At 36.4% G+C, this 19,705-nt stretch carries 19 protein-coding genes and 1 pseudogene; 11 read left to right on the plus strand and 9 right to left on the minus strand.

What is annotated here, in order from left to right; genetic code table 11:
* Positions 1–327 precede the first annotated feature (327 nt).
* From BBA02S_RS17820 to BBA02S_RS21710, 5 genes and pseudogenes are all read left to right on the plus strand, one after another.
* Entirely contained in the window at positions 328–894 is a 567-nt protein-coding gene (locus tag BBA02S_RS17820) for a restriction endonuclease subunit S (protein ID WP_041114594.1), read from the plus strand.
* Positions 895–916: 22 nt separating this feature from the next.
* Entirely contained in the window at positions 917–2,509 is a 1,593-nt protein-coding gene (locus tag BBA02S_RS17825) for a type I restriction-modification system subunit M (RefSeq protein WP_041114593.1), read from the plus strand.
* Entirely contained in the window at positions 2,499–3,737 is a 1,239-nt protein-coding gene (locus BBA02S_RS17830) for a restriction endonuclease subunit S (RefSeq protein WP_041114592.1), read from the plus strand. The genes BBA02S_RS17825 and BBA02S_RS17830 overlap by 11 nt, the downstream gene beginning before the upstream one ends.
* Before the next feature lie 21 nt (positions 3,738–3,758).
* Positions 3,759–6,917: a type I restriction endonuclease subunit R gene (locus BBA02S_RS17835; RefSeq protein WP_041114591.1), complete on the plus strand. Its 3,159-nt coding sequence runs from the start codon at positions 3,759–3,761 to the stop codon at positions 6,915–6,917.
* A 103-nt stretch (positions 6,918–7,020) separates the two neighbouring features.
* Positions 7,021–7,158 (plus strand): annotated as a pseudogene (locus BBA02S_RS21710) (Tn3 family transposase); the annotation flags it as partial.
* 167 nt (positions 7,159–7,325) lie between these two features.
* On the opposite strand, the gene BBA02S_RS17840 reads toward BBA02S_RS21710, so the two are convergent.
* From BBA02S_RS17840 to BBA02S_RS17855, 4 genes are all read right to left on the minus strand, one after another.
* A complete protein-coding gene (locus BBA02S_RS17840) occupies positions 7,326–7,943 on the minus strand; it encodes a stage II sporulation protein M (protein WP_041114598.1) in 618 nt (205 codons plus the stop codon).
* A gap of 181 nt (positions 7,944–8,124) precedes the next feature.
* Positions 8,125–8,412: a hypothetical protein gene (locus BBA02S_RS17845; protein ID WP_041114590.1), complete on the minus strand. Its 288-nt coding sequence runs from the start codon at positions 8,410–8,412 to the stop codon at positions 8,125–8,127.
* On the minus strand, positions 8,412–8,711 hold the full coding sequence (locus BBA02S_RS17850; protein WP_041114589.1) for a DUF2089 family protein: 300 nt from the start codon (positions 8,709–8,711) through the stop codon (positions 8,412–8,414). The genes BBA02S_RS17845 and BBA02S_RS17850 overlap by 1 nt, the downstream gene beginning before the upstream one ends.
* Before the next feature lie 228 nt (positions 8,712–8,939).
* Positions 8,940–10,367, minus strand: coding sequence for an IS4 family transposase (locus BBA02S_RS17855; RefSeq protein WP_041114588.1), 1,428 nt, complete (start codon positions 10,365–10,367; stop codon positions 8,940–8,942).
* A gap of 269 nt (positions 10,368–10,636) precedes the next feature.
* On the opposite strand from BBA02S_RS17855, the gene BBA02S_RS21655 reads away from it, so the two are divergent.
* Together BBA02S_RS21655 and BBA02S_RS17860 are read left to right on the plus strand one after the other, a co-directional pair.
* Positions 10,637–10,993, plus strand: a complete 357-nt coding sequence (locus BBA02S_RS21655; protein WP_370670967.1) for a MerR family transcriptional regulator — start codon at positions 10,637–10,639, stop codon at positions 10,991–10,993.
* Positions 10,994–10,998: 5 nt separating this feature from the next.
* The gene (locus BBA02S_RS17860; RefSeq protein ID WP_082040294.1) at positions 10,999–11,907 is read left to right on the plus strand and encodes a DUF2268 domain-containing putative Zn-dependent protease; all 909 of its coding nucleotides are present in this window, start codon (positions 10,999–11,001) and stop codon (positions 11,905–11,907) included.
* Positions 11,908–12,086: 179 nt separating this feature from the next.
* Here the strand turns inward: BBA02S_RS17860 and BBA02S_RS17865 are convergent, their stop codons facing one another.
* From BBA02S_RS17865 to BBA02S_RS17870, 3 genes are read right to left on the minus strand one after another with little or no spacing between them, the layout of a single operon-like run.
* A complete protein-coding gene (locus tag BBA02S_RS17865) occupies positions 12,087–13,313 on the minus strand; it encodes an MFS transporter (protein ID WP_041114586.1) in 1,227 nt (408 codons plus the stop codon).
* On the minus strand, positions 13,310–13,474 hold the full coding sequence (locus BBA02S_RS21380) for a hypothetical protein (RefSeq protein WP_231557235.1): 165 nt from the start codon (positions 13,472–13,474) through the stop codon (positions 13,310–13,312). Before BBA02S_RS21380 ends, BBA02S_RS17865 begins: the two co-directional genes overlap by 4 nt.
* 55 nt (positions 13,475–13,529) lie before the next feature.
* Positions 13,530–14,354, minus strand: coding sequence for a hypothetical protein (locus BBA02S_RS17870; protein ID WP_063440912.1), 825 nt, complete (start codon positions 14,352–14,354; stop codon positions 13,530–13,532).
* Positions 14,355–14,878: 524 nt separating this feature from the next.
* Between BBA02S_RS17870 and BBA02S_RS17875 the strand changes: the two genes are divergently transcribed.
* Positions 14,879–15,688, plus strand: coding sequence for a putative RNA methyltransferase (locus BBA02S_RS17875; RefSeq protein WP_306305194.1), 810 nt, complete (start codon positions 14,879–14,881; stop codon positions 15,686–15,688).
* A gap of 362 nt (positions 15,689–16,050) precedes the next feature.
* Here the strand turns inward: BBA02S_RS17875 and BBA02S_RS17880 are convergent, their stop codons facing one another.
* A complete protein-coding gene (locus BBA02S_RS17880; protein WP_041114585.1) occupies positions 16,051–16,407 on the minus strand; it encodes a hypothetical protein in 357 nt (118 codons plus the stop codon).
* Positions 16,408–16,796: 389 nt separating this feature from the next.
* Here BBA02S_RS17880 and BBA02S_RS17885 point away from each other — a divergent pair, with 389 nt between their 5' ends.
* A complete protein-coding gene (locus BBA02S_RS17885; RefSeq protein ID WP_041114584.1) occupies positions 16,797–17,195 on the plus strand; it encodes a hypothetical protein in 399 nt (132 codons plus the stop codon).
* Between the two features lie 101 nt (positions 17,196–17,296).
* Here the strand turns inward: BBA02S_RS17885 and BBA02S_RS17890 are convergent, their stop codons facing one another.
* Positions 17,297–17,536, minus strand: a complete 240-nt coding sequence (locus BBA02S_RS17890) for a helix-turn-helix domain-containing protein (protein ID WP_041114583.1) — start codon at positions 17,534–17,536, stop codon at positions 17,297–17,299.
* A gap of 360 nt (positions 17,537–17,896) precedes the next feature.
* On the opposite strand from BBA02S_RS17890, the gene BBA02S_RS17895 reads away from it, so the two are divergent.
* Together BBA02S_RS17895 and BBA02S_RS17900 are read left to right on the plus strand one after the other, a co-directional pair.
* Positions 17,897–19,189 carry an FtsK/SpoIIIE domain-containing protein gene (locus BBA02S_RS17895; RefSeq protein ID WP_041114582.1) on the plus strand — a complete coding sequence of 431 codons (1,293 nt, stop codon included), beginning with the start codon at positions 17,897–17,899 and terminating at the stop codon, positions 19,187–19,189.
* Positions 19,116–19,694, plus strand: coding sequence for a replication-relaxation family protein (locus tag BBA02S_RS17900; protein WP_082040293.1), 579 nt, complete (start codon positions 19,116–19,118; stop codon positions 19,692–19,694). Before BBA02S_RS17895 ends, BBA02S_RS17900 begins: the two co-directional genes overlap by 74 nt.
* The last annotated feature ends 11 nt before the right edge of the window (positions 19,695–19,705 follow it).

Consider the following 19,705-nt stretch of genomic DNA (forward strand, 5'->3'; position numbering starts at 1 on the left):
TTATTGACTCAAATCCAATACAGAGATAATGAAAGGTTAGAAACAAAATTAGAACAAGAGGAATTAAAGGAACGTTAACATTGAGAGGAGATTGGCTTTCCACACCATTGCCTATATCTTAACTCGTCCCATCCATAGCCTATATGCTCATTCCCTGATAGACATATGCAAATTTATCTCAAGGCAGAGGCGTTTCTTTCAAGTTGATTATATGTAATTCTTTAAAATTACACGAAAGTTATTGACTGGATATTTTTAGAATGATATGATCTAATCGCAATTTAAATTAAGTAATTCCAAAGAAATACTTCACTAAGAGGGCGGGATATGAAACTTGAAGATATTGTAGCAGTTAGAATAGGAAAAAACCTTTCTAGGGGAAACGAGAAAAATGATCTGACTTTAGTTGCTTATTCGTACAAGGATTTAATGAATGATTTAGATGGCTTGTTTCTAGACTCACAAGCTAGTTCTTATAGTGGAAATTCAAATCATAAAGACGGCTATTTGAGCAATGCTGGAGATGTTGTTTTCAGCTTTGTTAGTTCCAAAGCTGGGATAGTCAGTGACTTAAACCAAGGGAAGATTATTAACCAAAACTTTGCGAAACTCATTATTGATTATGATCAATTGGATAGTAGCTATTTATGTTATGCCTTGAATGAATCCTGCTCAATAAAAAAGCAAATGGTAATTTCCATGCAAGGAAGCACTGTACCCAAATTAACTCCATCGACTTTAAAAGAGTTGGAAATCAAGTTACCAAGTATTGAGAAACAACGCATGATTGGAAAAGTTTATTTCTCTTTGAGAAAGCGCCAAGCTTTGGCAAAGAAACAAGCAGAACTTGAAGAGCAACTTTATTTAGAGGTATTAAAACAATTAGATCAATAATAGAAAAAGTGAGGAAGTCAACATGGCTGAATTAAACTCAAAATTATTTAGTGCCGCAGACAACTTGAGAAGCAAAATGGATGCATCAGAATACAAAAACTACCTATTAGGATTGATCTTCTATAAGTACTTATCTGATAAGCTATTAGAAAAAGTAGTCGAAATAGCAGATGAATCTTTAGAAGAATATAACACGCAAGAAAAACAAACTCAATTGTACAGGGATTTGTTAGCAGATGAAGAGATAAAAAATGATTTGATTGAAACGTTAGTGGATACACTGGGCTATGATATTGAACCAGAGTATTTATTTAATGTATTAACTAATCAAGCGAAACAAAACACGTTTCAATTGAATGACTTGAATAAAGCCTTTATCGACTTGTCTACGAAATATGATCAATTTAATGGATTGTTTGATGATGTGGATTTACAATCAAAAAAACTGGGATCAGATGATCAACAGCGAAACATTACGATTACAGAAGTATTGAAGAAACTAAATGATGTTGATGTAATGGGACATAGTGGTGATGTCATTGGGGATGCTTATGAATTCTTGATTGGGCAATTTGCCTCGGAAGCTGGTAAGAAAGCTGGGGAATTTTATACACCTCATGAAGTATCTGACATGATGGCTCGTATCGCTACCATCGGTCAAGAAGATAAAAAGTTGTTTAGCGTATATGATCCAACAATGGGGTCAGGCTCTTTAATGTTGAATGTTCGAAACTATATTAACCATCCAGATAGCGTGAAGTACCATGGACAAGAGCTAAACACAACGACTTATAATTTAGCCAAGATGAACTTGATCTTGCATGGTGTTGATAAAGAAGATATGCGTTTGCGTAATGGCGATACATTGAACAAAGATTGGCCGACAGACGAGCCTTATACCTTTGATTCGGTCCTAATGAATCCGCCATACTCTGCAAAATGGTCTTCAGATGATACATTCTTAGATGATTCTCGTTTCAACCGTTACGGGAAATTAGCGCCAAAATCAAAAGCGGACTTTGCTTTCCTGTTACACGGGTTCTATCATTTGAAGGATAAGGGAACGATGGCGATCGTCTTGCCACATGGAGTACTGTTCCGTGGAGCGGCAGAAGGCGTGATTCGTAAGAAATTATTAGAAGATGGCAGTATTGATACTGTTATTGGTATGCCAGCAAACTTATTCTTTGGGACATCGATTCCAACAACCGTCATCATTTTGAAAAAGAATCGTGCGACTCGCGATGTGTTGTTCATTGATGCAAGCAAGGAGTTCATAAAAGGAAAAAACCAAAATAAGCTATCCAAAGAGAACATTGATAAGATTGTCGAAACATATAAAAAGCGAGAAGATGTGGAGAAATATGCCCATGTGGCCTCGTTTGATGAAATCAAAGAGAATGATTTCAATTTGAACATCCCCAGGTATGTAGATACCTTTGAGGAGGAAGCGCCTGTTGATATGGCTGCCATTGGCTCAACTATCCAAGATATTCGAAAAGAAAAGGCAGAGCTAGAATCTAGCTTATACGAGATGATTTCTTCGCTACAATTTGATGAAGAAAACGCTGAATGGATCAAAGGTGCATTAGAGGTGTTTAATCGTGAAAAATAGGCATACACCGGAAATTCGATTTCCAGGATTTATTTGGGATTGGGAACAGTGCAAATTAGGTGAAATAATGGATGTAACTTCTGTTAAGAGAATCCACCAATCAGATTGGACTAATAAAGGAGTAAGATTTTTAAGAGCAAGAGATATTGTGGCAGCTTCAAAAAATGAGGAACCAAGTGATTATTTGTATATATCAATTGATAAATATAACGAATATTCAAAGGTCTCTGGGAAAGTTTCTCAAGGGGACTTGTTAGTAACTGGAGTTGGATCAATTGGAGTACCTATGTTAGTCACCGATGACGAACCTATATACTTCAAAGATGGGAATATAATATGGTTTAAAAATGAGCACAGAATAGAAGGGAATTTTTTCTACTATTCTTTCAAAAATAACAAAATCCAGAAATATATCCGGAATGTAGCCGGAATTGGAACTGTTGGGACATATACAATTGATAGTGGGAAAAAGACACCTATCTCATTACCTAGTTTTGAGGAACAAACCCAAATCGGCACTTTCTTCAAACAACTAGATGACACAATCGCCCTTCATCAGCAAGAACTAACCACCCTTAAGCAAACAAAACAAGGATTCATGCAGAAAATGTTTCCAAGAGAAGGGGAGTCCGTGCCAGAGGTTCGTTTCCCCGAATTTACTAGGGATTGGCAGCAGCGCAAGTTAGGGGATTTATCTGAGATACGTCGTGGAGCCAGCCCAAGACCCATACAAGACCCAAAGTGGTTTGATGATGAAAGCGATGTAGGATGGTTAAGAATTTCAGATGTAACAGAACAGAGTGGCCTAATTCATGACGTTAAACAACATATTTCTGAAGAAGGCCAAAAAAAGACTTTAGTATTGAATGAACCACATTTAATTCTAAGTATAGCAGCAACTGTTGGAAAGCCTGTAATAAACTATATTAAAACAGGTATTCACGATGGGTTTATTGTGTTTATTAATCCTAACTTCAACATAGAATTCATGTTTCAGTGGTTAGAAATGTTTCGTCCAAAATGGCAAAAATATGGTCAGCCAGGTTCACAAGTAAACATCAATTCAGAGTTAGTAAGAGAACAAGATGTTTTTCTTCCTTCTTTAGAAGAACAAGATAAGATAACTGAATTCTTCAAACAACTCGATGGGATTATCACTCTTCATCAGCGTGAATTAAATGCCTTGAAAGAAACGAAAAAAGCATTCCTGCAAAAAATGTTTATATGAGTAAGTAAAGGGAGATAAAACATGACTAAGATACCGCATAACAACGAAGCCGAAGTGGAACGTCGACTGATTGAAGTGCTAGGGGAAGGGCATAATCAGTGGAATTATCGTCCCGATCTAAAATCAGAAGAAGACCTATGGAAGAACTTGCGTCAAAAGATTACGCAAAATAACTTATCAGAAATTGGGGATCACCCCATTTCTGACAAAGAATTTGACACGATCAAAACGGCATTACTATCGAAAACAAAGACCCCCTTTGATGCTGCTAAATGGCTTAAAGGGGAGAATGGTATTGCTCGGATTACGATTGAACGTGAAGATGTTTCACTGGGATCAATGTCGTTGGTGTTGTATTCCAATCAAGACATTGGTGGCGGAATCTCTACTTATGAAGTCGTTCATCAGATTGCGAAGCAAAAGACAAACGTTGATGGTCGTGATCGCCGATTTGACGTGACTCTCTTAATCAATGGATTGCCAATTGTTCAAATAGAATTGAAACAGGTTAGTGCCAAAGACGGCGTATTCCAAGCCTATAATCAAATCAAGAAATACGCAGAAGAAGGGATATTTAGAAATAATATCTTTTCTACTCTTCAGTTATTTGTCATTTCCAACGAACAAACGACTCGCTACTTTGCCAATGCGATGCCAAAAGACATGCATAAGAAGTTTGTTTTTAGCTGGCGGACAACGGACAATCGAAAAGTAGAAAATCTCTATGAATTTGTGAAACAAGTTTTAAATATTCCAGATGCACATCGATTGATTGCCAATTATACGATCGTTAGCGAGGAGCAAGACAATAAGGCCTTAATGGTGTTACATCCTTATCAAATTCATGCAATTGAAGCCCTGTTTACATCTGCCATGAAGCATGAATCAGGGTATGTTTGGCATGCGACCGGTTCAGGAAAAACGTTGACAAGCTTTGTTTCCACGAAATTATTGGCCCGTAAACCAGGTGTGGATCGTACAATCATGCTCATTGACCGAAAAGACTTGGATAATCAAACGACGACAGAATTTACTAAGTTTGCTTCTGAGTTTAATACCGGTATTTCGTCTGGTAACGCCAAGTCTAATAGCTTGATTGTTGGAACCGGAAGTGCGAAAGAACTAAGTAATACCCTACTCTCTGATGCCAATTCGAATACAGTGATTATTACTACTCGTCAAAAATTAGAAGCTGCTTTGCGCTTTGCTCAAAAACAAGAAGAGCAAAAAGGCACCCAGCGCTTTAAGAAACTAATGGGGCAACATATTGTCTTTGTTGTGGATGAATGCCATCGAGCGTTAAGCGCAGAAGGAATGGAAGAGATTAAAAAATTCTTTCCTAATTCTACATGGTTTGGCTTTACAGGTACGCCGATATTTGATGCAAATAAGAAGCAAGCTAAAGGACGATTGGCACGCACTACTTATGATCAGTATGGAGAAAGATTACACACCTACACCATTAAGAATGCGTTAGATGATGGGGCTGTTTTAGGGTTCCAAGTAGAGCACGAAGATACGATTGAATCTACATCATTAGATAACCACATTTTTGCTAATCTGCGTCAAAGTGAAAAATACGCTCATTTTAGCGATGATGAAATTAACAATATGATCGATCAAATGGAGGGAAGGGAAAAGGAAGCATATCTTGAATCATCTTCTTTCGAAAGTGATGACCATATTCAAAAAGTCATTCATAAGATTTTCCGACCAGACAACGCTTATACTAAATTTGATTTCCAAAACGGTCGCCCGCAAAAGTCTGCCATTTTAACAACTAGTTCCATCGAGATGGCGAAACGCTATTATCAGGCTATCAAGGAAATGACCAAAGATCCAGAATGGTTAACGAAAGAATTTGCCGGACATCCACTTCGAACGGGACGTACGATTGAAGATCCAGATTTTCCGCGGATTGCTATCACCTATTCGATACAAGAAAACGAGGATAATTCCAAACAAATTCAAGATGAAATGAAAGCCATTATTAAAGACTATAACGATTATTATCACACGGCCTGGTCGATAGAAGATATTGAACGATACAATGGTGATATCAACAATCGCTTAGCCCGTAAGAAAGCAGAATTCAAAGAATTTGGAAAACAAATTGACTTAGTCATTGTTGTAGACCGCTTATTGACTGGATTCGATGCACCAACGATTCAAACGTTATTTGTGGATCGGAATTTAAATTATGCCAATTTGATTCAAGCCTTTTCTCGAACCAATCGTACCTATCCAGGAAAGACAAAAGGATTGATTGTGACATTCCGAAAACCTTCGACAATGGAGCAAAATGTAAAAGATGCGACAAAGTTATATTCTGAGGAACAAGAGGAGTCCAAGCTTGTTTATCCAACTTATGATAAATCGAAGAAACGCTTCAAAAGGGCTCACAAAGCGCTAACAGCGTTAGTTTCAAATCCAACCGATATTAACGAGCACTCGCCTCTTGAAACCCGGATTGAATTTGTGAAAGCTTTCCAAGAGTTGAACAATGCCTACGAAGCTTTGGTTACGTATGATGATTACAACGACGATATGGAGAAATCAAACGTACTTCAAGAACAGGTGAAGAGCTTAGAAGAATATATTGGCGCATATAACACGGTTAAGGGTTCGCTAGTAGATGAAGGTGGCGGAGATGGACCGGACCCAGATTTCTCAGACATTGAATTTTACGAAGAAAACGCGATCAAAATCTATGATATTGACTCAACCTATATTGACCGTCTATTAGGAACGTACTCAGCCAATAATCAGAATATCCGTGACGAGATCGAAAAAGCACTTCAAAAATTGAAAAAATCCGACATTGTTAAAGATGTATACCGTGCGATTTTAAACGCTATTGATACCAAAAAAATAGATTCAGAAGAAGACATTCTTGTGGTGAAACGACGCTTCTTCACTGAAGCCTATAATCAAGCAATTGAACAATTTGAGTCTACTTGGTTTGTGGAACAAAATGAATTACATTTATCCGCGATTCAATATGTGATAGGAACAGACCCTATTCCGAATATCAGCGGAATTATCAACAGTAAGCAATTTGATAAGTATAAAGCCGTACATCCAGATGCAAAGCCGTTGAAATATGGACCTGAAATGAAGCGCCAGTGGAGAAAGACATTGGATGAAGTAATTGTACCTTTGGATGACGAATTGAGATAAAATCGTTTTGAAATAAATAAACAAAATCTATATAGTGATAGGCCAACTGCAAAATTGTAGTTGGCCTATCACTATATCTCTTGACCTTCAAAGACACCCTCTCAAAAACCATCGAGAAAGACAACGGAAAATTATAAAATACAATCATCTAATTGCAAATTGTGTCATTTTTTATAATGTCTTTCAACTTACTCGTATCCTGCATAAATACATCCAAGAAGGAAATGAATTAGACGAAGAAGGGGTAGCGTCAGGAAAATGCGGATTTACAACGTTAAAGAGATTTCTATATTAAACAGCCTAACTTTTCAATTTTATTAAGAAATTAGGCTGTTTTCACTGTTTTATTAAAGCGATTGTTTTCTAGAAAACTGATATTTCATCGTGTCTCCAAGGGAACTCCATTTTCTATTGAAATAAATTGAGTATAGTATCAGCTATGTAAGTTTCTAGAAACGCAGCTACAAAGATTATTGGTAAAACAAAAACAACGTAAGTTCTTATTGTCTTTAGGAATTTTTTAATAAAAGAATTTCTTTCTTTAGCTTTCCTAAATATATTTCCTAGTTTTATTCTAACAACTTGATTTAATTCAAAGAGAACTGCTGCAAGTAAGCAATAAGCGAAAATCTCAAAAATAGAATGAGGGATAGAAGAAATTATTAGCTCAAAGCCTTTTACAAAATCAGCTTGTAAAACAATTCCAAAAACAACTCCAAGCAATGAAATAGTGGAAATTATATTTACAAAATATAAAAATTGGATTGGGATTAAAGCTAAGATAAACATTTGCAAAGGCACCGTAAAACCGTTATGGACAACATATGACCATACTTTATCCATTCCTGTAGATTCTTTTATTTGGACTGATGAACTATCTTCTAACCCTTCCATCCCCCCCATTACTTCTTTTAAATCCGGATTAATTATATAGGTTATTATTGTTGCAATAATTGTTACAGCTACTGCATATATGAAAAAGTTAATGGCTCTTTTAATTAAGACTTTATTAACTAGATTTGTCATAGCGGACATCATAATTTAGATTGATTCTCCCTTAATTTATCTATGTTACACCTCATCATATTATATGGCCCAATTCATTAATAAGGTTAAATTTCAAAGGAATGCGCCCCTTTACTTGAATAACTAAAATCTTATTTGAACCGATTTGATGATACGTGAATCATCTTTATTTTTCTTTTTTCTATTTCATGTCACGAGTTTTCATTTTATCTAATTCTTTTTTTCTTTTCTCACGAAGATATTTTCGGCCACCATTCCATTCTGCAATAAGAAAAAGCAACCCAATTAGCAGATAAAGGATATAGCCAATAGTACTTTCAACACGATTTGTTACCAACATCCATGTTAAAAACACAATATAGGCCACTGGTAAAATTGCTCCCAAATATCCATTGTTCCTAGTTGAAAAGAAGAATTGAATAGCTAAAACACCAGCAATGATAAAAACCCCATAAATACCAAAGTCCATTACTTCTCATTCCTTTCTTGTTTATATTTTTCAATAATTAATTTTGCATCTTCCACGCTTATTCGATCATCAATAGAAAGGTTTTTGATAAATTTGATAAATTCTTCGTTATCTAAAACGTCATTAATTTTTATTTTTTCGATTAATCTATCCAGTTTAAGTCTTACTGTTGGATATGAAACTTCATAAACTTTTGCAATTTCTTTTAAAGAACCTGATTTTAAAACAAAGTTTTTAATGAATTCCATATCTTCAGTCTCCAAAGACAGAATCCAATTTGGCACTTTGTTGATATCCATACATAAATACCCCTTTCTTATCTTAAGTATTAGTTTAACATATTTTTTAATATTATAAAACAAAAATTTAACTTTATTAAAAACAATATACAGGATAGGGGTCCTACCCCATGCCCATCAAGCTAACAGTAATAAATACTTGGAATATAACCTTCTACATGGCATCTGTCCATTTCTGCTAAAGAAAGGCATGCCGAATAAGCCTGGAACAGGCTATTTTTTAAAAAATTACGCTGCTTTCTTTTGGCACGTAGTATACTGATAGACAACACCCAATATATCAAAGACCGTCTTTTTCTCATAACGGTGGGATTTTCGCCCGTTTTTCTGTAGAAGGGCAAACAAGCGAATTAGGATCTTTGATAGCTCTTGGGTGCCTTTTTGTATCGATTGAAACAGTAATATAAAATAATCTTTGATGATATAAATGGATTTATATTCGCTGAGTTCTTGTTTTTTCTTAGTTAGAAGTAACTGTCGCATTTGAAACATCGTGGAAGAACAAAGGAGAATGGCAATTAGTTGACCATAGAGATGACATTCTAATCGCTCTTTTTTAATCTCTTTACAATGATCGATTTTAAAGAAGGATTTCCATGTTTTAAAGAGTAATTCGATTTGCCAACGTAATGAGTAAAGATCGTGAACATGTTCCGTTGGAACATCTTTGGATGATGCATTGGTTATGTATACATTCATCGCACTCAACCGTTTACTCCGTTCCTTCATAACAATGCCTTTCTTTTTCTCCTTTAGCGCTTGATCTTTCCATCGTTTTCGGGTTTGTTCTTCAGTCAGTCGGTGGAAAATAACTCTAGCCGGCAATTTTTGATACTGGCCAATGTAAACCTCATTGATTTCAAAGGTTTGCCCCGGTTTTAATTGACTCATGATCTCTTCCAAATCCAATTGAATATACTCAGTTTGCTTTTTGATTGTTCCGTTTTTAAAGTATTCCGGTTCAGGATTCCTTAAATAAATCCGATTGTTTAATTTCAAGCGAGAAATATAATAGGCTCCATTCTCATCCATTTGATGGAGATCTTTTAGGTCAAAATAACCTAAATCACGTATACATAAATCACCAGCTTGTACGGTTTGTAAGCAAGTAGAACCGTAGGTTCGGTCATTTTGTTTACCTGGTCCCGAGTGAACATGCATGAATTGGCCACTGAGAAGATCATATTCTAATTGAATCTTTACGCCAGCCGTATGGCTACTACCACCAGATCCTTGATAAGTTGAGGCAAAAGCATCTGGAAGTTGAAAAGTGGTAGAATCTAAGATTCGTATTCGCTGAAACTGAGCAACATAACAATAAGGAAGAGCCTGAGAGGTATATATCTTTTGAGTAAGCAAGGAAGTGAATACATGTTGTAGAAGCTTAACAGCAGATGGATTAAATCGTTGGTTGAGTCCTTCAGGACTGATCAGGACACCCGTTGAAGATTCTAAAGAACTACATAACTGCGTCAAAGAAGTACTCGCTACTTTTTGACTTAGCCACACACACAACGCTATTAAATCTTTGGCTTGATATTTACTCATCCTTTGAACAAAACCCACTTTTCTAGCCAGCTGTTGGAGAGATTGTGGGGATAAAGATCGTTGCAGTTCATGTGAAAACAGAGTTATTTCATTTGAAACGCTACACATAAAAAACACCATCCTTTCCATGATACTACAGAAAGAATAGCGTTTTTTTCGTTTAGGGGGTAATGATTTACCTTAGCTTGATGGGCATGGGGTCCTACCAACAAAAAGCGCAAAACATACGCTAAGCAAAAATCGACATAAAGAAAGCCGATGTTTCCTACGTTAAGGAAGTATCGGCTTTCTTTATGTACACTAAAGTAAAAGCCCATTTTTTATTTGACATTAACGTTGCGTAATACCTTAACCTTGTAATGTGGAGGTGAATTACGCTGCTTACAACTGGGGAAGTTTATAAAATAACTGGACTTACTGAACGCTCTATACGATACTATTCTAATTTAAATTTATTGAAAGCTAATAAGAATGACAACGGTCAATTGGTTTTATTCAAGTCAGACTTAGAAAAAATTGTGCAAATCCTTTCTGCAAAAATAACAGGCTATAAACTTAAAGATTTAATAGACCGACAACCTTCATTAAGCTTCATTAAGAATGACATAATTCAAATGATTACAGATCTAGAAAATATCTTATTTCATTTGGACTTAACTGACTCCGAAGAAAATCTTATGAAGAATATAAAGTTGCTTCAAAATTACAATACTAGATATTTACGAAAGAGGTGATTGGAATGAGCATGACCTATAAATTAATTAACACAACAGAACAATACGAAGAATTACTTGCAATTACGGATTTAGAAGAAAGAAAAAATTATTTTCGTTATACAATGATGACGCCATTTAAGGAAATGTGGAATTTAATAAATGTTCCTATAAAAGCAAAACAAGAAAATGGTTATGATGTTTTGATGGCTACGAAAATGCTAGGTTACGCAGATATTTCTAACGATAAACAAATTCAACAAGGACTATCTATCTTAAAGGATAATAGCGCCTATATGGTAGCAGATAGTACTATCAAAAACTGTATAGAAAAAGCTAATAAAGCAAGTTTGAAAGTGAATGCCAATGAAATAAAATTTGGATTGTATGTTGCAGACCCCGACAAATTGAAGCTTCAGAAGGGATATACAGGATTTGGAGGTATTCCCGGGTTTATTACTGTGAATATTTATCCAGATGATTACAATTTGCCTAAACTTCCTGCGGTTATTGCTCATGAGTTCCATCACAATATTCGTTTTTCTTATTTTGATTGGGATCATGGAAATGTAACAGTGGGAGATTATCTTGTCATAGAAGGCTTGGCGGATTCGTTTGCGAAAGAACTGTATGGAACAGAACATCTGGGACCTTGGGTGACTAGTATGGACAAAGACGATTTAGAGTATTCGACCTATGTTATTGGAGAGGCTTTAAACATAAAAGGATTTGCTGAAGTAAGTAGCTATATGTTTGGTGATGAGATTGCCAAACAAGAAGGATATCAACCTGTAGGTCTTTCTTTTTGTGCTGGTTACGCAGTAGGTTATGAGGTTGTCCAATCTTTCATGAAAAAGCAAAATAAAACGATATATGAAGCAACGTTAATTTCTAGCGAAGAGATCATTAAGGGATCTGGCTTATTTTCTTCTTGATGGAGCGAGTACTTTATTTAAATAGGAAGTGATAAATAAATTCGCCATTTACCATTTAATACAATAAGGGGTCCAGGTAGCAAAACGCGGAAAACATACGCTAAGCAACATTCGACATAACTATTCTTTATTTTCGCAACAAAGCGTATGTTACAGATTTCTGAACATACGCTTTTTCGTTAACTTGTTTTTTTGTTTTTATTTGCAAGTAAATCGTTATCGGGGTGGGAAAATGAAGCAAAGAGGTGAAATAATCCAGGTAAAACAATCACCATGCCAACAATCGCATATATTTGACGCGTACTTAAATCTAAAAATGCTGAGGAAGCAAACAATATCCCTAACGGCATGGTAACTCGAAGGAAAAGTAATCGAACCGCACTTAGTTGGGTCAAACGATCTCTGGGAGCTTCACGCTGAAAAATTGCTGCACTTTGGGCATTGAAAAAAGGAAATAGCATTCCCCCAAACAATTCACACATCCATGCAATAGGAATTGAATTTACAAAAAACAAGAGTACGAATGAAAGACCTCCTCCGATTAAACCGAGGTACATAGTTTGATAGGTTTTCGGTAACTTCGTAAGTAGTATCATACCTACGGCATAACCGACTGGGAAAGCCCCAGAAAAGATCGCATATTCCCAAGAATGACCATTAAGGTCTCCGCATATAAAAGGAACACTTAAAACCATCGTTGCTCCAACCGCAAATTGTACCGTAGAAGAAAGAATGGTAAGTCGCAATAGATGCGGATATTTAAAAAATGTTCGATAGCCTTCCTTCATTTCTGCCCACCAAAATTTCTTTGTCCAAGTTGCCACTTTCTTCGTACTTGATTGAGGGATACGTGAAAGTGCGAGAAAGCTAACGAGGAACATAACAGATGAAAATCCATATATGAAATGCATAGGACTGACCAACAGAAATAATGAAGTTGCTCCAGGAGCAATAAAACTCATAAGTCGAATAGTTCCATCTAGTAATGCATTTGCTTCGACAAGTTCTTTCTCATTACAAATTTCAGGTAGAAGTGAAAAAGATAGACTTGCGTAAATCGGTTGCATCAAACCTAACAAACATTGCAAAACGACTAATCCCAAAATAGTTCCCACTTCTGTACCAATTAAATAACCAACTAGTGGAAGAATGTAGGCTCCAGCACGAATCAACTGTATGTTTCGAAGCATTTTTTCCTTCACAACATGGTTTAGGAAGGGTGCACTTATGCCTTGCAAAATTAAAGAAGGAATAAAATAAACAAGCCAAAGTACACCCATCCATTCCTTTGATCCTGTCAATTCATACAGCAACAATCCATTAATGATCCCCCCAGCTGCTCCACCAAATTCTGATACGATTTCACCTATCCAAAGTGCTTTAAATGACTTAGAGAACTTCTTCATATGTGAACTCCAAGGTACTGAGTGAGCCGTCCAGAAAAAGTGTTAATCTGCGTTAGATTTACCGAATAGATCCCTTTATCAACACGAATAAACTTTGCTGCTTTTAATATAGAAAGTTGGTGATGTAATGTTGTTTTAGAAGTATTAAACTGCACGCTCATCTCTTGAAGCGATAACGGTCCCTTTAGAAGCTGATAAAGCAATTTCAATCGGAGTTCATCCCCCTAACGCCTTGTGACCACGAATTAATTCATTCGATGGAACACCTGGCTCCATTAAATATTCTTCCTTCAAAGGATAAAAGAAGAGTTTAGTATCAGGAGTGCGTTTTTCTAAGATCCACGGACGATAAGATACATGTGGAATTAATTTAACAGTCCAGACAGAAGGTTCAGGAAGATACTTGATCCCACCCGTAATTCGTTCGATTTCCTCAACAGGATTTGTTATATCCAGTGATCTGTATTGCTTCTGCTCAAAAGCAAGTGCCTGAGTCCACTTTTCCCATTCTTCTTGTTGTCTTACCCACTTGTACCACTCATCCAAGGTATTGTTGAATAGGTCACAAATTTCTTGTTGTGAATAATAACTAAGATTACGAACATATCCACCTAAGTAGTCGTGGGCTTCAAAATATATAGCATACTTCTCAAATAATTCACCTCGATGATGTTCAGTGGCTGTCGCTTTTCTCATTGGCTCTATATCCCGATCCTTGTAAGGTAAAAGTGTGTCATAAAAACAATCAATTGGAATTTCTGAAAGGCGATTCGAAAAATCTTGAACAGATGATGAGGATAGTTTGTTTTGAAGCATAATCAGCCCATACCAGAAGTTGGTCTTCTCAATCACCTTCAAATGCTTTACTAATGATGCAGGCATTGAGTCTTGCTCGGATGTCCACTTTTCATCTAAATCGAATGTATGTCGAAGTTGTGCATGTGTGTATCCTGCAATACCAAGAATCACTTCCCAAACAGGTGAGGATTCTACTTGTAGGGAAATGGTTTCAATTGGCTGTGGGGAATAAAAATGTTTCATAAAAGAGCCTCCTCATTATGTATTTCCTTCATTCTAAATTAATTGAATTTTATATTCAATTAATTTAGAATGAAAATAGATTTTTTCTTGTTCGCTTGTAACAAAACTCACGAGTTTTATAACAAACAGGATATTCCATAAAATGAGGATACTGTTTATGGACCAAATAAACAGAAGGTTCTTTTTTAATTTCATTTATCAATCGGCCATATTTTAGAAGAAAGAAGTATCATTTCAAACCAGTATGAGATTGAAACAATCACACGGGCTATCTAGAAAGCTCAAACAATATATATTTGCAACGAGAAGTTATTCATGATAATGTGTTTACGAGTTGGATTCCTATAAACCTACTCAAAGGAGTTATTTCCATGATTATTCAATTCATTCGTTATAGATAGTAACAGGTATAGACTATTTTTAGATCCGATTTATATTTTTTTTAAAATATGATGAGGGTTTATTTGTCTATGCCTTTTTCATTTATCTAAAAACGAATGAATGAGGTGGCTTCTTTGTTTAAAATGAATAAAAGAATGAAAAGTGCTGAGTATTCAAGTAATTTTGAGTCCATTTTTAAGTGTCCTATTTGTAATTCATCAATGAAGGTTTTTGAGTTGAAAAGTTTAATCTGCTCAAATAACCATACATTTGATTTTACCAAGCAAGGATATATCAACTTAACTGCTCACCCAGTGAAAACTAAATACAGCAAAGATCTTTTTGAAGCAAGAAGAAAATTTATTGTAGAGGACGGCTTTTTTAAACCACTAAGCCAGGCAATTGCTGAAACCATAAATAAGCATGCTATTAAAAAAGAAACAATATCTTTAATTGATATGGGATGTGGAGAGGGTTCACACCTATCCAATATTAGCGATACTGTTAGTTTGGATTATAATAAAATAGTTATGGGAGTGGGAATTGATCTTTCTAAAGAAGGTGTTTTGGTAGCAGCAAAGAACTACACCGATAAGATTTGGGCTGTTGCTGACCTTGCCAATACACCATTTAAGGATAAGCAATTTGATGTTATACTGAATATCTTGTCACCTTCAAATTATGCAGAATTTAACAGGCTGTTAAAGGATGACGGTTTAGTAGTTAAAGTTGTTCCCCAAAGTGGCTACTTAAAAGAATTAAGAGAAGTTATATTCGATGAACCTGAAAAACAATCTTATTCTAATGTTGATACCGTTGAACGATTTAATGGGAATTTTCAATTAGTAGATTGTTCAAGATTATGTTATACCGTTGCACTTGATAATCCAGCAATTCAAACGCTGGTTCAAATGACGCCTTTATCATGGGCAACCTCGGAGGAACATTTTTAAAAGCGGATTCAGCTAAAATAACCGTCGATTTGGAAATTTTAATCGGTAAGAAATAATAAAATTTAGAGAAGAAGGCAGTCCCTATCTGTAGGATTGCCTTCTTGGCTTCTTTACAACAAACGAGCACTATTCAGAAGTAATGATAAAATTCCAATTTCTTAATTTTAATATTGGGAAATAGGGGCTTTTATATTTATAGTGCATAATAGCACTTAAAACAGATGCAAAATATCTCTAAAAGTGACATATAACGGTGGTAAAAGTGTTTCAAACGTCTCATATACATGTCTTAAAATAGCTTATCATTGTTCAATTAGACGTTTTTACTTCTCTGAATTGCTTACCGTTGTAAATTCGCATTTTCAGGACTGTACCTCTATAAAGTTATAAATTCGTTTTTTATTATAACTCTCAGGTAAGCGTTTAAGTTCTATCAATAAATCAATACCCTTGCTTCCTATCGATATATATTTGAAGTGGTCGCCTTGGAATCCATCTTTAAATTGTTCAGAACGAATTAACTTAAACTTTTCCATTTTACGTAGACGGTTTTTGAAACCGTAAGATGTAATCTCGTGTCCAAGAAACCATCGGCAAAAATCATAATATTGTGTTACGGTAAGTGCGTGTTGAGCTTCTAAAAACCTCAGTCCTGCTACCTCTTTAATACTTATTTCAATGCGCTCTCTTCCTTTTCGAATAACAATCTTTTCTGGCATCGTTCTTCTCCTTTTCTCATCTGTTTTTCCGTATATAGTCAGCGTTCAAAAAGTACGTGTTTCTCCCTCCACTCCTCTAGGTAATGCACTTTACGAAGTAATCAACTATTTCTCAGATGAAAAGTGCATTACCTCAAGCTGTGTAAACTTAATTACTTTGGAGGAAAAACAGAAAAGGTCTCATTAATGAAACCTTTTCTTCAAATTGATTCGTGTAAATATTATGACGAGAAGCTAGCCATTTTCTAAGTCCTTTTTTCAGAAAAAAACTAAAAAATTTAAATGTCCAGGAATTCGTCATAAAACCACGATCATTTTTATAGGTATAGAGAACTTTTGATATTCATATCTTGTATAGTGCGTAAAAACGTATTGGAGGATGAAAACGTATGAAACTTACACTCGAAGAAAACTTACCCAATCTGATACAAGGATCGGTGAATAAACTTTCAATAGAAACCGATTACGTGTCCAAGGAATCGGCTAATGACATCGTACTCACAGGAAAGTTCATAATAACAAGGGAAATAAAAACCACAAATAGAGTAACTGAGATCAAGGATCGTATTCCTGTAGAAATCACTATCCCGAAAAAAAAGCTTATTAAGAAAACAGCAGAAACATCCCTTTATTTAAAAGAATACCGCTTTGGATTCGAAGGAGACTTTACTTTATTTGCAGTGGATGTGGAAATCACTAATGTTGAAGATGATATTCCTGAAATACTTGAAATAGAGGATATATTTGAAAAGCCGCCGAAAAAACGCTCAAATATTGTTATGAAATAATTACAAAATCGATTGCTTAAAGGAAAGGCTTTAAGAGATTTCAAAAGTGAGTTCCAAGACGAAATTTTCTTTAAAGACGCCAGTAGGATGCCGGCGTCTTTTTACATGTCAAAAAAGTCTTCGCTCTTCTTAGTTGGATCCACCTCTCTAATAGCCTTCATCACCTTCTGGATTGTAGTCAATTTTGGCGAATATCCTTTTGTCTCGTTTATTAGCTTGTTAACAGTGTTGCGGTTTAATCCCGCCTTCTCCGCCAGCCACGTAGCGGTCATTCCCCTCTTCTCCAAAAATCTTCCCAGCTTTGTTTTGTATGGCTTTCCTAATCCGAAAAAAGAAAACATCTTTGATCCGCTCCTTGCCCGTTATTGGAATATGTCCCTATTCATTTCCAAGTGGCCACCAAAATATACAGATTTGATTATTAAAGTAGTCATAATGGACAAGCAGGCTCTCGTAGGCTTTACCAGAGAAAGAAATTCCGGACCGTTTGCCAAACACTTTTCCTTCTCAGGTGCCGGCTGAACTTGAACGCTCTTGCAAAGCGTTCCTTTAGACGTTCCGCTACACCAATCCTTGAGAAATACCGGAGCGGAAAGGAGAACGGCTGTCGAAAATCCTTAGTTAGCACGGGATTAAACAATATATTTGATGCCGCTGGTTCGGGACTATTCTTGCAGAATAAAAAGAATTGAGGTGGTGTCATGTTTTTTGAAATTGCTTCATCAATCGTGATGGGAGGAGTTGTTGGATATACTTTTCTTCTTCAGTCAGGAAGCACGAATGATGCAGCCAAAATTCAACGGATTGCTGTTAATGCCGGATTAGTCGTTAAGGAGAAAAAAGAAACACGGACGATCCAGTTATTACGAAAGACATCTTATGCATGGGGAACGGAGTACGCTTACCGGCTCCCGCTCGGTTTAAGCTTTTCTGATTTTCAGAAGAAACAAGACCATCTTCAGGACGGGTTAAACAACAAACGAAGCCTCACAGATATCTCGTTGAAAGACTTAAAAACAATTAACTGGAGGAGTAGCGTACCAGAACAGATCAGGCAGATCTTGGCCAAGAAGAAAACGCAGAAGGAAATTTTCCTATCGTATGATGGGGTCTTAAAAATAAAAGTGTACAACGAGCCGCTAGTTACTAACTTTGGAGCAGATGAATCTCTGTTTGACGAAAACAAGGGTTGGGAAGTCGTTGTTGGCATGAGCAGAACCGGTAAAATCATCCATGATTTTGAAAGAAGGCCCCACATGATTGCAGCTGGAGCAACGGGATATGGGAAATCAGAATTTATTAAGTTGCTCATCGCTGCTTTAACGCATAATCAGCCGAAAAACGTTCGTTTTAACCTGATTGATTTAAAAGGAGGACTGGAATTAGGTCGATTTAAAGAGATGAAGCAGGTTACCGATTTCGGTAGGAATCCGAGTGAAGCAAAGGACATCTTGAAGAAAATACAGAAGGATATGAACCAAACCTTAGATGATCTGTTTGAAAAAGGCTTTAAAGATGTAAAAGAAGCCGGCCAGAAAGAACGCATTTTTGTTGTTATCGACGAAGCAGCGGATATAGCAGACGACAAAGCTTGCATGGCGATCGTAACGGATATAGCAAGACGTGGTAGGGCGGCAGGATACCGCTTAATTTACGCGACTCAGTATCCGACGAACGAAACACTCCCTAGCCAGGTAAGGGCCAATATCGGAGCAAGAATGTGTTTCAGGCTAGAAACAGGAGCGCAGAGCCGGGCTGTCCTTGATGAAGAGGGAGCCGAGAAGCTGCCGGAAATAGAAGGAAGAGCGATCTTCCGGCGGGTAAAAAATGAAATCGTGCAAACTCCTTACATTCAAAGGGAGAGCATAGAAAGGATTATCCAGCCTCATATTGTGATTAAATCAAGAGAGGATGATTCCAATGGAGAGAAGCCTAAAACGGGAGCAGAGAGAAGAAAACATACTCTTATCGTTGAGGAAACTGGACTATCTTAGCCGCTCACAGCTGCAGACATTACATGGGTTGGGCAGTGACCGAAATGCCAGGAAAGTGTTGCAGAGCATGGAGGAATATCTTTCTTCTTTCCGAGACGGGGAAAAAATCTATTACTTAAATAAGGCAGGGCGAGAACGCGTCCAATGTAGGAAACTAAGGAAGAAAACTACTCAGGTCAGGCATTACATCATGCGGAATGATTTATATATAGCGTTCGGCAATCCGTTCTCGTGGAAGAACGAAGTGAAATTCGGCATTGAGGATGTAGCCTTTGTGATAGCGGATGCAGTGTTTGAGAGGGACGGAATTTATCACGCAGTAGAAGTGGATCATACACAAAAAATGAGCAAAAACCGAACTAAAATTGAAAAATACCGCAAATTAAGCAAGGTAACTTCATTCAAATTGATCTGGATCACTACGACAGACTACAGGCGGAAACAACTTCTGAAAATGTGTGAGGGGCTGGATGTAACGGTGTTTACTGCAGCTGACTTTCATTAAACTTACTAAAA

It is taken from the genome of Bacillus badius NBRC 15713 (assembly GCF_001591605.1).
Taxonomy (GTDB): domain Bacteria; phylum Bacillota; class Bacilli; order Bacillales; family Domibacillaceae; genus Pseudobacillus; species Pseudobacillus badius.

What these genes read in the sequence shown, in the direction of transcription:
- BBA02S_RS17820 (WP_041114594.1), top strand. Translation starts at nt 328, where the DNA reads ATGAAACTTGAAGATATTGTAGCAGTTAGAATAGGAAAAAACCTTTCT.
- BBA02S_RS17825 (WP_041114593.1), top strand. Translation starts at nt 917, where the DNA reads ATGGCTGAATTAAACTCAAAATTATTTAGTGCCGCAGACAACTTGAGA.
- BBA02S_RS17835 (WP_041114591.1), top strand. Translation starts at nt 3,759, where the DNA reads ATGACTAAGATACCGCATAACAACGAAGCCGAAGTGGAACGTCGACTG.
- BBA02S_RS17840 (WP_041114598.1), bottom strand. Translation starts at nt 7,943, where the DNA reads ATGACAAATCTAGTTAATAAAGTCTTAATTAAAAGAGCCATTAACTTT.
- BBA02S_RS17845 (WP_041114590.1), bottom strand. Translation starts at nt 8,412, where the DNA reads ATGGACTTTGGTATTTATGGGGTTTTTATCATTGCTGGTGTTTTAGCT.
- BBA02S_RS17850 (WP_041114589.1), bottom strand. Translation starts at nt 8,711, where the DNA reads ATGGATATCAACAAAGTGCCAAATTGGATTCTGTCTTTGGAGACTGAA.
- BBA02S_RS17855 (WP_041114588.1), bottom strand. Translation starts at nt 10,367, where the DNA reads ATGTGTAGCGTTTCAAATGAAATAACTCTGTTTTCACATGAACTGCAA.
- BBA02S_RS17860 (WP_082040294.1), top strand. Translation starts at nt 10,999, where the DNA reads ATGAGCATGACCTATAAATTAATTAACACAACAGAACAATACGAAGAA.
- BBA02S_RS17865 (WP_041114586.1), bottom strand. Translation starts at nt 13,313, where the DNA reads ATGAAGAAGTTCTCTAAGTCATTTAAAGCACTTTGGATAGGTGAAATC.
- BBA02S_RS21380 (WP_231557235.1), bottom strand. Translation starts at nt 13,474, where the DNA reads ATGAGCGTGCAGTTTAATACTTCTAAAACAACATTACATCACCAACTT.
- BBA02S_RS17870 (WP_063440912.1), bottom strand. Translation starts at nt 14,354, where the DNA reads ATGAAACATTTTTATTCCCCACAGCCAATTGAAACCATTTCCCTACAA.
- BBA02S_RS17875 (WP_306305194.1), top strand. Translation starts at nt 14,879, where the DNA reads ATGAATAAAAGAATGAAAAGTGCTGAGTATTCAAGTAATTTTGAGTCC.
- BBA02S_RS17880 (WP_041114585.1), bottom strand. Translation starts at nt 16,407, where the DNA reads ATGCCAGAAAAGATTGTTATTCGAAAAGGAAGAGAGCGCATTGAAATA.
- BBA02S_RS17885 (WP_041114584.1), top strand. Translation starts at nt 16,797, where the DNA reads ATGAAACTTACACTCGAAGAAAACTTACCCAATCTGATACAAGGATCG.
- BBA02S_RS17890 (WP_041114583.1), bottom strand. Translation starts at nt 17,536, where the DNA reads ATGTTTTCTTTTTTCGGATTAGGAAAGCCATACAAAACAAAGCTGGGA.
- BBA02S_RS17895 (WP_041114582.1), top strand. Translation starts at nt 17,897, where the DNA reads ATGTTTTTTGAAATTGCTTCATCAATCGTGATGGGAGGAGTTGTTGGA.
- BBA02S_RS17900 (WP_082040293.1), top strand. Translation starts at nt 19,116, where the DNA reads ATGGAGAGAAGCCTAAAACGGGAGCAGAGAGAAGAAAACATACTCTTA.